The organism is Clostridium sp. AM34-9AC, assembly GCF_003480225.1.
GTDB classification, from domain to species: domain Bacteria; phylum Bacillota; class Clostridia; order Lachnospirales; family Lachnospiraceae; genus Acetatifactor; species Acetatifactor acetigignens.
This window is the reverse complement of sequence record NZ_QUIU01000044.1, coordinates 1-13032: the sequence shown is the minus strand read 5'-3', so window position 1 is coordinate 13032 and position 13032 is coordinate 1. Positions and strand designations below refer to the sequence as shown.

Below are 13032 nucleotides of genomic sequence, written 5' to 3'. Positions count from 1 at the left end.
CGTGGATTTTGCCAATGTATTTCACTAACTCTCAATTTACAGCATTCCAAGCGCCGATAGCAACGCACCGATGATAATACAGAAATCCGAGCAGTTGAAGACGATCTTGCGGAACGCCTGCCATTTCACCGGGAAGCTCACATAATCCACCACATAACCTCTGCGAAGGCGGTCATAGGTATTGCTGAAGGCACCACCAAGCAACAGCGATAGTCCCAGTCGCAGCAAATTGTTGCCTCGATGTCCCAGACTCACGATAAAGACAACGGTCAATATCAGTGTAAACGCCAGTGAAACAACAGCCACCAGACGCCTTCTCTTCTGTCCGGCATTGAGCATCATGCCTTTGTTGTGATGCTTGCGGATCAGAAGTTTCCCCCTGCAGATCTCTCGTTCTTCCCGCTCGTCCACATGCGACTCTATATAATTTTTTAAGAAAAAATCTCCCCAGAAAATTCCTGCCAGTATCACAAGGCATACCACTGTCATATATTCCGCTCCTTTTTCACGCCGTCCGTATTTCCCCGTGCAATCCGCTCATTTGCGCTCTGCTTTCCGATTCTTTATCTTCAGAAACGCCAGAAGTGCCCCATACAATACTCCGGCCACAGGCCATACGACCCAGGTAATGTCCCAACGCATTGTCGGCAGGCTGATGGCCAGATAAAGCGCTGTCCAGACACACCAGTAAATTGCTGTCACATGCTCATACTTCCGGTTAACTGCCTTATTCTCCACAGTATAATCCCCCTCCTGAAGCAATTTCTGATAACCGCCCCAGATAATACCGGACCACACGAACAGCCATACAGCGATCGCCACTACAATGAGCAAAGCATCCGTAGCAAGGATTACCGCATAACCATTATTCCCGAAAAAAATAGATACTGCCAGCAACGGTACCACTCCCAGAATACACAATACAACACCCAGGGTTATGCAGATCCGGTAGGTTCCCGCAAATGTTTCTTTTGCTTTCTCCACGATTCCGGACACCCCATATTGCAGTGTCAGCTTTTCTTTTTCCAGATATTCATATTTATTATACGGGATTCCGGTGAGAAGAAATACCGCTACCGCAACTACCACCATCAGTAACAGTACGATGAGACCGATTCCTCCTGCGACATTTTCTGTAACCGCTCCTCTTTTGGCACCTGCCATTCCCAACAACCACAACAATACAACAGGAGAGAGCACACATAAGGATACCGCCGGAGCAATCCGGGCAGCATATTTTTTCGTAGCTTCCAGAAAAGTATTAGCTTCCTCCACCGTGATCACTTTGCCCTCTGTGATCTCCGGTGTCATTCCATCGGTGAATTCCGTCTCTTCCATTTCATCTTTTAATAAGTAATCCGTAGTAACTCCGAACAACTGGCTCATACTGACAATGCGTTCCAGATCCGGGATTGAGGCTCCGCTCTCCCATTTGGATACAGACTGTCTGGAAATGTCCAGGCGTTCTGCCAGTTCCTCCTGGGACCACCCATATTTCTTACGCAACATTATTATTTTTTCTGACAGGATCATTTTCATTCTCTCCTTCTTTTATTAATGTTTTCTTGTGCACACATAGATCGTCGACATAGGAAAATCATAACAAAAGAGCCGGTTGACAACTACCAAGTGCCCTTGAAATTTTGTCAACCAGCAGTTGCATTTCCGGATTTTTCTAAAATTTTCAGCAATATTACTGTACCTCACGGATCAGACAGTATTGCTTTAGTGGGAAATTCTTTTCCATCACGCCATATACCTTGAATCCAAATTTTTCATAAAATTCCACGTTTTTCGGATTATGAGTCTCCAGGGAGATCATCAGCTTGTGCTTCTGGGCATAGTCGATGGCTTCCTCCAGAAGCTCCGCTGCAATTCCGTGATGCTGCATGGATGGATCCACCGCCAGATAAATGATATGTAGACGCTGATTCTGATGCAGCTGATCCGTCCAGCTGGAATTCAGATAATCTTCACCCTTCATAAAATTCCGAAATGTCTTTAACGAAGGATCCTCCTTGATCAGATAGGAATCCGTCTGTAAAGCAGCCATGGCCTCTGTAAAATAGAACTGAAATACATTGTACGGCTCCGCTTCATCCGATACCACCAATACACTGTTCAGGTCTGCGCTGTCTGCGAAGATCTCACAGGTCGCATAAAATTCATCCATGTCACATTTAAACAGCTCCGGCATCAGATTTTTACGGACTTCCGGATCCGGAATCAGCGTCTCGTACAACGGATCGTGTGCAAAGCACTGATTCAGCATTTTCTCCACTTTCGGAAGGTCTTCCTTCTGCACACGATATAACTTATCACTTTCCATAATTGTATTTACTGTTATCTCCTTATTATGATGATGTCAGTCCCCAGCTTTGTTGTCTGTGGATCATTCCGTGCTCTGCTCTCGCCATCATTACAATTCGAATATCTCTGTCACAGATCTCTCCATTTGTTGCACGATATTCATCAGGCTGACCACAAGCTTGCTGCATGCATGCTCCAGGCTGGTAATTTCTTCCCGGTAGTCCATTTCCTTCATACCGGATCCTGTCAACGTCTCCAGTTGTTTTTCTTTTTGGAGAAGCTGCTTGACCGTTCCATATAGATTTTCATGCTCCGGCAGCCTTCCGTAACCCCATTTCAGGCGATCCTTCGGCTGATGGAATACATAATCCGTAAAATGCCTATATACTTCTTCATCAAAATTAAAGGCATAGGCATTGTTGTCTACCTGATAAAGCTTACGAAGTGCGGAGGAAAGTCTCTGTTCCTTCAGATTTCTCACCGCTCCGCCCAGAAGTCTCAGATTTGCACTGCATATCTCATGAGGATACAACACATTTCCGTACCAGTCAATCCGCACAAAAGCGTCCTGCTCCTGTTGGAACCTTGCGAGCAGCTTCTGTTCCAACGGTCTGATCTGCCGGAAAAGTTTCTCCGCCTCGTCGTATTTTCCATCTCTAAGCAACTGTTTGTAGTTACGGTTGTATTCCTCTACCGCTTCATATTCCTCCCGGCATCTTCTAAGTGCCCGGTCACTTAAAATCTCCAGTTCCTCAATTTTTTCAAGCAAAACCCGTTTTTTCTCTCCCAGCTGCCCCGCCACATCGGCGCGGTAGCAGATCTCCCGACACTGTTCCAAGCCCTTGCGAATCCGCTGCACCACCGGTGAAAACTGCAACGGTACCACTGCCGTTTCATCGAGCGCCAGGATCAGCAGAGCAAACAGCTCGTGATGCAGACGATATACCTGTTCATCATAAAACTCATCGTTGTCAAACTGGGAATGGTAGTGGGTCTCCATAAAGCTTCCGCCGGTGAAATCATTTACCATGGACGGTACACCTGCGATCGCCATGGAAAAATCATCCGACCAGGTCTCGATCGGAGATGTCACTGCTGTCTCTTCCGGATAGGCTATCGTCAGATTCGGCAGATCCGCCAGATATTCCTCCAGAAAGCTGACGTATTCATAGCAGCTGCGGATCCTCGCTCTGGTACCATGCGCTAACGCAGGAAGCTCAAAGTTCAGATCTGCGATCACCTTGCCTACCCATTCAGGATGTGCGGTAAATATCTGCTCATAAGCTCCCGTAGACCAGTCGAAATTGGAATCCACCACGCCCCATTCCTCGGATGCCATGGCACAGATCACAATGGTATTGTTCGGTTGAAAACCACTGTCCCACAACGCCTTTGCAATACCAAACATCAAGGCGACCGCTGTATTGTCATCCTGGAATCCGTCAAAATAGGAATCATAGTGTGCAGACAAAAGCACCATGCGGTCCGGATGTTTCCCGGGAATCTTACCCACAATATTATAAGTCGTGCAGTTTCTGGTCACCCTGGATTCCGCATCAAAGGTGACCGTTATTTCCTCCTGATCACGCAGCAGCTCCAACAGGCCTGCCGCATCTTTTCTGGAAATGGAAAAAGCGGGAGCATCCTCCGGTCCGGCGATATCCTGTGCATTCAGAGCTTCATCGTCGATTTCACCGTAGCCGCCGCTCTGCACTGCGATCAGGGCTGCGGCTCCTTTCAGATGTGCCTGGTATACCGGATAATTGATCCACCACTCATCTCTCTGGTTAATCTCCACCAATACCAGTTTATCCCTGACATCTTTTCCATGATAGTCCGTCTCCGTTCCTTTTCCCAGATACATCATGGAAAATTCCTTCGGGCCATCGGTGACAAAGGTTGTCTGATAGGCTCCCAATTCTGCTGACACGGTCTCCCCGACTGCATTCGTGTAGCTTAACGCTGCCTTATGAAATTCCCAGCCGTCTACCGTCACAGCATCCTTTGTAACCTCAGACAGTCCGATTTTTTCCATTTCTGTCTTCAGCATCTCTCCGGTCTCAAATTCTGCCTTAGAACCCGCCGGGCGATACCCCAGTGTCGGATGTGACCGGTATTGCTCCATTCGTTTTGCCAGTTCATACGAATACGGTATATCCAGATTCTGTAACACCTTTTTCTGTAAAGTCACCCCGTTGTCATGCATATTCTGTCACTCCTGTTTCTATCCTGTTCGTTCTGTCACAGGAACCGTTACTTATTTTTTTACCATAGAATTCATATTTTCAGTAATTTTCTGCAGAATCTCTCTGTTTCTCTCTTCCGCTTCCAGCGTCTCACTGGCATGGGCGGATACTTCTTCCGTAGTCGCTGAGATTGTCTGAATGGAATCCACGATCTCCTGGTTGGCTGTTTTCAGAGCTTCTACTATCTGAAGCAGCTCTCCCAGATTATCCACGATCATATAACTGCTGTCTTCAATTGCTGTGAAGCTGTCCGCCGCACGCATCGTTCCTTCCCTTTGGCTGCCGATGCCATCTATCATCTGACGTATGACCGTTACCACTTCTCCTATCGCTCCGGATACATTTTGGATCAGCTCTGCGATATTGCCGGTAGCATCCTTTGTCTGGGTGGCCATTCCCGAAATCTCCGTAGCTACTACGGAGAATCCGCGGCCGGCTTCACCGGCTCTGGCTGCCTCTATGCTGGCATTCAGCGCCAGAAGACTGGTCTGATTCGCTATTTTACTGATGATTTCCACGATGGAATGCATCTCCTGCATATAATGATCCAGCGTTTCCAGCTTCTGTGCCGCCAGCTCACTGTTCCTTGCAGAATCCTCTGCCTGCTCCTTCAGACCTGTCATCTCTTCTTTTCCGGCATCCAGTATTTCTATCGTATGTTCCATATTGTTTCCGATCGTCTCTGCCACTTCACTCACGGTATTTACTTTTTCCTGAATAGCCTCCGTCTGTGCCGTCTGCTGCTGAATCGCCGCGGCAGACTCACCGGAACCTGCAGACACCTCCTCCATGGCTATTTTTGTGCTGTCAAAGGCAGTTTCCAGTTTATTCAATTCCGCTGTGATATCAGCTACTGAAGTCTCCATCCGGCTGCTCATTTCCATGACCTCACGTAAGGTTGCTTCCGTGCGGTCCTGCGCAGCTGTAATGCTCTCTATATTTTCATCAGTGTTCTTCTGGTTGGATATGGTAGCATAGATGGATGTAATGCACAGCAGAATCATTACCGAAATCTGTATAAATCCTGCGTCCTGCCCCAGATAACCAAATCCCCCTTGTGTGGCTCCCAGGAGCACCACCAGGATATTCTCTACCACCGTCCCCACATTAATAAGCACAAATGCCTTGACATCATGATAAGGCATGACTGCAAACATCATGGGAATTACAAATGCATACACCATGTTGCACTGTGCCGTAAAAAGCAGCACCGTATAAAACAACGCAAATCCGATCAGTGACAGATGTTTTATAGCTTTTGTTTCATGATCTCTCTTCCAACAAATAAATTCTGCCAAAACCGGTATGATTCCAAGAAGTATCAGCACTACCAATACCGGAGCCGATACTGTGTGCTCAACGAATCCGATCACGCTAATGAAAAGCATACATGCATTGATCACACCATGTGCTATCATGGCCACCCGGTTACTTCGTTCCATCTCTTTCATTTGCATTCTCCTTCTATCCCGTATGATATATTCATAATGTAATTCCTTACACTCCTTATATTGTAATTCATGATGGTATCTCCGTCAATAAACCACACGAAAATGCAGTCCGGTTTTCTGTGAAAACTGGACTGCATTTTCTGTCATTTATATGTTATCTCCCTGCCGGACAACTTCCGGCCCCCTCTTTATACCTTGAAAACATCCAGTACCTTTTCCAGCTTATCCGCTAATGCCAGCAGATTCTCAGAAGAATTCATCAGTTCTGTCATGGTATCACTCATGCCATGAGCCGCCTGCATTGTACTGTCTGCGGATGCTGCATTCTGTTCGGAGATTGCCGACAATCCTTCCACTACATCACGGATCGCGCTTCCGGACTGTCCCAAGACATCCATCTTCTCCCGGATACCGCCGATATGTTGCAGGGAATTCTCCACACCATCCGCTACTGCCGCAGTCTTCACACCGGTCTCCTCTAACTTGCTCTGCTGGTGATTCATGTTGGCTTCCACTTCACCCATGATCTCCACCATTCTGCCGGAAGACTCCATGATATTTTGGATGATCTGCTGGATCTCGGTTGCGGAGCGCTTAGACTGGTCAGCCAGCTTACTGATCTGCTCTGCTACCACCGCGAAGCCTCTTCCCGCTTCTCCGGCTCTGGCTGCTTCAATGCTGGCATTCAGTGACAGCAGATCTGTCTCGTCCGCAATATCCTGAATCATGGATACTGCCTTGGTGATATTCTGAATTGCTCCGTTCATATCCGTTATCTGTTCCGCTACCCGCAGGACAGATTCCTTGGTGCTCTCGTTGGAGCCGTTCAGTTCCTTCATGATCTCTTCGGAAGCTTTCTCCGCTTCTGCCATCCTGCCGGCATAATCCGTCAGAGATTTTACTTCCTCAGATATATATTCGATCTGCTCGCCGATACGCACTACATTTTCATTAGCATCCGTTGTCTCATTGGCCTGATTCCTTGCGCCGTCTGATATCTCGCCGACAGCATGGTATACATCATTCACAGATTCCTGGGTATCCTGTGCCATCTTGATCAGTTTGTTGGAAGATGCTGTCAGATCATCCGCGGAATCCTTGATCTCTGTTACGATCGAACGGAGAGTTTTTTGCAGTTTTACAGAAATACGATATACATCCCCAAGTTCATCCTTTTTACGGCACTGCTTTTCATCCGGCTCTGCATCCAGTTCTCCGTTCACGATCCTGCCTAGGAAATGCTTCGTCTTCTTCATGGTCTTCACCATGCTACGGGATAATACGCTTACCAGCGTTGCCGCCACAAGAACACATGCCACAGCAATCAGAATAATATCCTTGACCTGCATCGAGATTGTATCCTTGACATTCTGCATCGGCGTCGCCACTTCGATGGCACCGATCACAGAGCCATCAGAATTGATCAACGGCTGATAATATACATAATAATCTACTTCGGAAATGTTGCAGTCCGTCAGGAACAAAGCCTCCCCAGTCTGAATCTGTGCATAGACATCGTCTTCCAGCGCCGTACCGTTAATACGTCCTCCTTCCGGCTTGGTCAATGTCGTGATCAGACGCATATTTCCATACAAAAAAGACACCTGGAAGCCTGTCTTCTCCTGCAATCCATCGATCAACTGTGTCTCCCCGGAAATGGATGTGCCGCCCTTGCGCACCTTGCCTCCCTTATCTCTGGTGTAATCGCCTTCATACAGATTCGTGTAGGTTTCATCCACACTGACACCAACGATCTGCAGAGACTGCTCAATCTGTTTCTCAATTCCGGTCTCTAATGCTTTGGCCCCCACCGTAGCCACCAGTGCACATACAATGATCATCGGCAGAAGGCTCAACGCCAGTATCTTTTTCGAAATTGTGAAAAATGGCTTTTTGTTCCCTTTTACTTTCGTTTTCTTATTCTCTGTCTTCTTCATACTTACCACATCTGCCTTTCTGTAAAAGACTTTATCACATTCGGTCCATCTCGAAAACGTTTAAGTATTTTCTCGGTAAATTCATTGTAACATTTTCCATATAGTAATACAATTCGACAAAATTACAAGTATTTTATTGTTAAATTTGGTCATTTTTCCTTAACGTTAAGTGAAAATATCTCTTTTGTTTACGAAACAGTTAAGTTTTCTGCTTCCACAACGGCATACGCAGTATCTTTATCAATAGCGGAATGATCATGATAAACCACACAATAGGCTCCGCCGCGATGACACCCAGGTATCCGAACATGGGAACCAGCGTCGCCGCGATCACAATTTTCCCTATCATTTCCAGAGAGCTGGAGATCAGCGGTACGATCCGCTCTCCCAGTCCCTGCATGGAGTTTCTCACAATACAGATTACCGCTGTCACATAATAGAACAGTGTATCTACCTTCAGATATAATGTGGCATTGTAGATCACTTCCGGAGTTTTGCTGCCGGTGACCAGCCATACCAGCCAGTCACCGATGGTATAAGCAGTCACAATATTAAGCGTACACCAGATGCAGGTATAACCGGTTGCCAACAGGATTCCTCTGCGGATCCGTTCGATTTTGCCCGCTCCCAGATTTTGTCCGCAATAGGTCGCCATTGTCTGACCGAAGACGCTGAACATGATCATGAAGATCTCGGAGATCTTGCGGGCTGCCGTATGGGCAATGATAATATTCTGTCCCAGCTTATTGATGGAGGTCTGCAATGTCAATGTACCGATATTGACCAGCGAGCTCATGAATCCCATGGAAAGACCGGAGCTTAACATATTGCGGAGCATTCCGGCATCCTGCAGCTTCAGATCATCCACACGTATCCGCAGAATTTCATACTTTTCCCACAGATAGACCGCACACACCACCACAGCGATCAGCTGCGACAGCACAGTAGCAACTGCGGCACCCAGCACTCCCATATGCAGCACCACGATCAGAAGCAGATCTCCTCCGATATTCAGCACCACCGACACCGCCAGCACGATCAGCGGGGTCACGGTATCTCCGATCGCTCTTAGGGTCGCCGCTAATACATCATATAGTAATGTAACAACAAGTCCCGCTATGATCACGGATACATACTGTGTTGCTGTGTTCAGCAGATTTTCCGGCACATTCAGAAATCTGAGGATCGGCTGCAAAAATACAAGCCCTCCTATCGTCAGTACCACAGCTGCCAATAGGCCAAGCACCAGAGAATTGCCCAAGGATCTGCGCAATCTGTCCATATCCTTCGCTCCGAAGCACTGTGCCGAAATAATAGCAAAGCCATTGCACATTCCCATCAGGAATTGTACGATCAGATTGCTCAGCGTCGTCGTGGCCCCCACTGCCGCCAGGGCATTATCTCCCAGAAAAGTACCTACGATGCGGGTATCTGCCAGACTGTAAGTAAGTTGCAATAAATTGGCCAAAAAAATAGGAAGGGCAAACGTCAGTATCAAAACTGACGGTCTGCCCTTTGTAAGATCTTTCATATAGTTCCTCACTTCTACACTTCCGAGAAAAATATAGATTTTCCCGCGTGATAGGGCTACAGAACTTTTTTAAAACTTTTTCTTGGCATTGTCAAGGTATTTCTTGGTCTCAGCCACCACAACACCATTTAATGCCAACAGTGCGATCAGGTTCGGGATCGCCATCAGACCGTTGAAGATATCTGCGATGGTCCATACTGCCTTAACAGTCATGTAGGGTCCGATGAATACGCAGGCAATGTAGATCCAACGGTATACTTTGATCGCCTTCGGCTTCTGACCGATCAGGTATTCCAGGCATCTCTCACTGTAGTAATCCCAACCGAGGATCGTGGTAAATGCAAAGAATACCAGGCATACCATCAGGATAAAGGATGCAATAGAGCTGTTAAAAGGCAGCCCCTGCTGAAAAGCTCTGGTGGTAACATCCACACCGTCCAGACCTACGTTCCAGGAATCGGTAATTACGATCGTAAGACCGGTCATGGTACAAATGATCAGAGTATCAATGATGGTACCCATCATGGAGATCAGACCCTGTTTGGCAGGAGAGTCGTTCTGCGCTGCAGCCGCTGCGATCGGTGCACTACCGATACCGGCTTCGTTGGAGAAAATACCTCTCGCAATACCCTTCTGCATTGCCATGATAACCGCTCCCAAAGCACCGCCGGCTACGGCACGCATACCAAACGCACTCTGTACGATGGTCACGATAGCTGCCGGAATGGCAGTTACATTGAAGATCAGTACTAACAGACAGGCTACTACATAAGTCACTGCCATAAAAGGAACGATGACCTGTGCCACGGTGGAGATACGCTTTAATCCACCGATAACAACCAGTGCCACGCAGATGGTCAAAAGGATTCCGGAGATCACCACGCTCCAGGAATAGTCCATGCCGAAGAGCTGTACGGTATGTGCATTATTTGCATCGAAGAAATTATGTACCGCACTGGTGATACCGTTGATCTGGGTAAAGGTTCCGATACCGAACAATCCTACGCATACACCCATAAAAGCGAAGATCTTCGCCAGCCATTTCCAGCTCTTGCCCATACCGTTTTCGATATAGTAGAAGGGGCCGCCGATAATGTGTCCATCCTCTGCTACCACACGATATTTCACCGCCAGCAGGCACTCGGAATACTTTGTAGCCGTACCTACCAGCGCAGCGATCCACATCCAGAACAAAGCTCCGGGACCGCCTGCTACAATAGCCGTTGCCACACCAACGATATTACCGGTTCCGATGGTAGCGGACAATGCCGTACACAGTGCCGCGAAACTGGATACTTCGCCGTCTTCGCCCGACTTTTCATTGGCAATTAAGTGTTTGATTGCATGGGGAAGCTTCGTGATCTGCAAAAAACGAAGTCTGGCTGTGAGAAAAAGGCCCGTAGCCAGAATGAGGACGATCAGGGGGATGCCCCAGACGAAATCATCCACTGTGGTCAGAAAGTTACTAATCATGTCTAACATATTCCCTCTCCTTCCGTCACCTCTTGTGACGTCCTATCGTAGATTGATTTCTTCCGAAGAGAATGGGAATAAGCATATAGATGCTCTGTCCTTTTGCCTGAGAGATTGGCAGCTTTACTGCCGTACACCTTCGGCGCCTTCTATACGGAAATATGAAAATTGCTTTCCGTGGAAGGACTCTCCAGAGTAAATCTTTACCGCGCTAAAGCGGCAACAAAATCACAATAGCATACTTTTTCACCCATTGCAACGTTTTTTTATCTTTGACATTGATCTGCCCAACACAGACATTGACTTTTATGGTACCTGATTACTATAATATAATTCATATGAATACTAACACGAACAATCACAAAACTTCATATTCCATTACACGTGGACTGTTTTTCCTGATCATGTGTTCTGTGATTTTTACGGTACTGTACTACAGTCTGCCCAAACAGAACCATGAGCCGGCAATATCGGATTATATTGACTTTTCAGAAGGCTGGACCACCTCCGATGGAAGCCCCGTTGATTTTTCCCATATCAGCGGCACCTGCACAGTGACCAAGAAGCTTCCTGCGCTGACTCACGACATGGCACTTTTCTTTTTTTATAAAAGCTCCAATGTCACGATCCTGATAGACGACCGGCAGATCTATGAGACCATACGACCGGAGGGAGTTTTCTTCGGCAAGACGCCGGGAGCCTCTTATGTCTCTCTGCCGATCTACCGGGAAGATTCCGGGCGCACGCTCACCCTGGTGATCGATAATCCTTACAGAGACGGCAGTGGCAAGATCAATCATATGTACCTGGGGCGTAGTGAAGATATTCTGATAAGCCGCATCCGCGACAAGGCACCCGGATTCGGCATCAGCTTCCTGATCGCCCATCTTGGTCTGGCATTTATCCTGTTTTATCTGCCATTACACAAGAAGCACATCATCGGCAGTGAGATGCTTTATCTGGGATTATTTGCTCTGAATACCGGTATCTTTATGTTGGCAGATAACCGTATGCTGCAACTGATCCTGCGTAACAGCCATATTTATCATACAATTGCGGAACTTTTTATGATGCTGATCACCATTCCACTGTTTCTGTACCTTGGCAAAATGTATACAGAGTACTCCCCTGTGATGGTACAGACAGTATGCCTGATCAGTGTCATGGATTTCAGTATACGTTTCTGCCTGAATCTGACCGGTCTCAAGGACTTCCATGAAAGTCTTCGTCTGACCCATATTACTTTTGGCATTCTGATCGCACTTGTTATCTATGCCATCGGCAAGGGGTTTTATCAGAATCAAAGGCAGCATCTGAAGCACAATCTATATCATAACCTTGGAATTCTGTGTCTGTGCTTTGGCGTTCTACTGGATATCCTGCTGCTATGGTTCGGCAGTGCTCCCGAGACCAGCTTCTTCACACGGATCGGTGTGCTTATGTTCCTGATCATGGAAGCAGTCCAGGTTACCCTGCGCCTCATGACCAACTATCAGGAAGGTGTTCGCATGCAGCTGCTCAGCCGCCTGGCTTATCGCGACGGTCTGACCGACCTGCTGAACCGTACTTCCTATATGGAAGAATTGAAAAGACTGGACGCATCCCATAATTTTCATGTGTTGCTGGCACTGTACGATGTGAATAGCCTCAAATATGTGAACGACACCTACGGTCACCAAAGCGGTGATGAAATGATCCGCCGGGTAGCGGATACTCTGTCGGCACATCTCGGTTCCTTAGGAAAATGTTACCGGATCGGCGGAGATGAGTTCGTATTCCTGTCGACCGTATCCGATTCCGAAAAAGAATTTCTCAAGCTGCAAAGAGATTTCGAAGCGTCTCTGGGAACTCTGAAGCTTCCTGACGGTTCCGAGCATCCCATTACTGTAGCCATGGGATATTCCGTACTGACCCATACTATGCCTCGTTCCATGGACGATATGGTCCGGGAGGCCGATGCCAAAATGTATGAGGCGAAACGACGAATGAAAACAGAAAATTGATCATAGGATTTGCAGATCTTATTTCATTTTGTAATGTAACTTGAAAGTTAGTGAAATAATCCCGTAGCCCTTGGCAGGGTA

General features: G+C 47.3%; 9 protein-coding genes and 1 riboswitch. Of the genes, 1 reads left to right on the top strand and 8 read right to left on the bottom strand.

What is annotated here, in order from left to right:
* Positions 1 to 36: 36 nt before the first annotated feature.
* From DW835_RS17165 to DW835_RS17130, 8 genes are all read right to left on the bottom strand, one after another.
* Positions 37 to 489, bottom strand: coding sequence for a signal peptidase II (locus tag DW835_RS17165; RefSeq protein WP_118669750.1), 453 nt, complete (start codon positions 487 to 489; stop codon positions 37 to 39).
* Positions 490 to 537: 48 nt separating this feature from the next.
* The gene (locus DW835_RS17160; RefSeq protein ID WP_118669749.1) at positions 538 to 1539 is read right to left on the bottom strand and encodes a helix-turn-helix transcriptional regulator; all 1002 of its coding nucleotides are present in this window, start codon (positions 1537 to 1539) and stop codon (positions 538 to 540) included.
* Between the two features lie 154 nt (positions 1540 to 1693).
* Complete coding sequence (locus tag DW835_RS17155; RefSeq protein ID WP_022153995.1) at positions 1694 to 2329, bottom strand: N-acetyltransferase; 636 nt, start codon at positions 2327 to 2329, stop codon at positions 1694 to 1696.
* Between the two features lie 90 nt (positions 2330 to 2419).
* Positions 2420 to 4516: a M28 family peptidase gene (locus tag DW835_RS17150; RefSeq protein WP_182430348.1), complete on the bottom strand. Its 2097-nt coding sequence runs from the start codon at positions 4514 to 4516 to the stop codon at positions 2420 to 2422.
* Between the two features lie 51 nt (positions 4517 to 4567).
* Positions 4568 to 6007, bottom strand: a complete 1440-nt coding sequence (locus DW835_RS17145; RefSeq protein ID WP_182427174.1) for a methyl-accepting chemotaxis protein — start codon at positions 6005 to 6007, stop codon at positions 4568 to 4570.
* A 188-nt stretch (positions 6008 to 6195) separates the two neighbouring features.
* Positions 6196 to 7944, bottom strand: a complete 1749-nt coding sequence (locus DW835_RS17140) for a methyl-accepting chemotaxis protein (protein ID WP_118539876.1) — start codon at positions 7942 to 7944, stop codon at positions 6196 to 6198.
* A 199-nt stretch (positions 7945 to 8143) separates the two neighbouring features.
* Positions 8144 to 9475: an MATE family efflux transporter gene (locus DW835_RS17135; protein WP_118669748.1), complete on the bottom strand. Its 1332-nt coding sequence runs from the start codon at positions 9473 to 9475 to the stop codon at positions 8144 to 8146.
* Positions 9476 to 9544: 69 nt separating this feature from the next.
* A complete protein-coding gene (locus DW835_RS17130) occupies positions 9545 to 10957 on the bottom strand; it encodes a sodium:alanine symporter family protein (protein WP_118505442.1) in 1413 nt (470 codons plus the stop codon).
* 75 nt (positions 10958 to 11032) lie between these two features.
* Positions 11033 to 11152, bottom strand: a riboswitch (glycine riboswitch).
* Between the two features lie 134 nt (positions 11153 to 11286).
* Here DW835_RS17130 and DW835_RS17125 point away from each other — a divergent pair.
* Positions 11287 to 12951, top strand: a complete 1665-nt coding sequence (locus DW835_RS17125; protein ID WP_182430347.1) for a GGDEF domain-containing protein — start codon at positions 11287 to 11289, stop codon at positions 12949 to 12951.
* The last annotated feature ends 81 nt before the right edge of the window (positions 12952 to 13032 follow it).

What these genes read in the sequence shown, in the direction of transcription:
- DW835_RS17160 (WP_118669749.1), bottom strand. Translation starts at nt 1,539, where the DNA reads ATGAAAATGATCCTGTCAGAAAAAATAATAATGTTGCGTAAGAAATAT.
- DW835_RS17155 (WP_022153995.1), bottom strand. Translation starts at nt 2,329, where the DNA reads ATGGAAAGTGATAAGTTATATCGTGTGCAGAAGGAAGACCTTCCGAAA.
- DW835_RS17165 (WP_118669750.1), bottom strand. Translation starts at nt 489, where the DNA reads ATGACAGTGGTATGCCTTGTGATACTGGCAGGAATTTTCTGGGGAGAT.
- DW835_RS17135 (WP_118669748.1), bottom strand. Translation starts at nt 9,475, where the DNA reads ATGAAAGATCTTACAAAGGGCAGACCGTCAGTTTTGATACTGACGTTT.
- DW835_RS17140 (WP_118539876.1), bottom strand. Translation starts at nt 7,944, where the DNA reads ATGAAGAAGACAGAGAATAAGAAAACGAAAGTAAAAGGGAACAAAAAG.
- DW835_RS17130 (WP_118505442.1), bottom strand. Translation starts at nt 10,957, where the DNA reads ATGTTAGACATGATTAGTAACTTTCTGACCACAGTGGATGATTTCGTC.
- DW835_RS17125 (WP_182430347.1), top strand. Translation starts at nt 11,287, where the DNA reads ATGAATACTAACACGAACAATCACAAAACTTCATATTCCATTACACGT.
- DW835_RS17150 (WP_182430348.1), bottom strand. Translation starts at nt 4,516, where the DNA reads ATGCATGACAACGGGGTGACTTTACAGAAAAAGGTGTTACAGAATCTG.
- DW835_RS17145 (WP_182427174.1), bottom strand. Translation starts at nt 6,007, where the DNA reads ATGAAAGAGATGGAACGAAGTAACCGGGTGGCCATGATAGCACATGGT.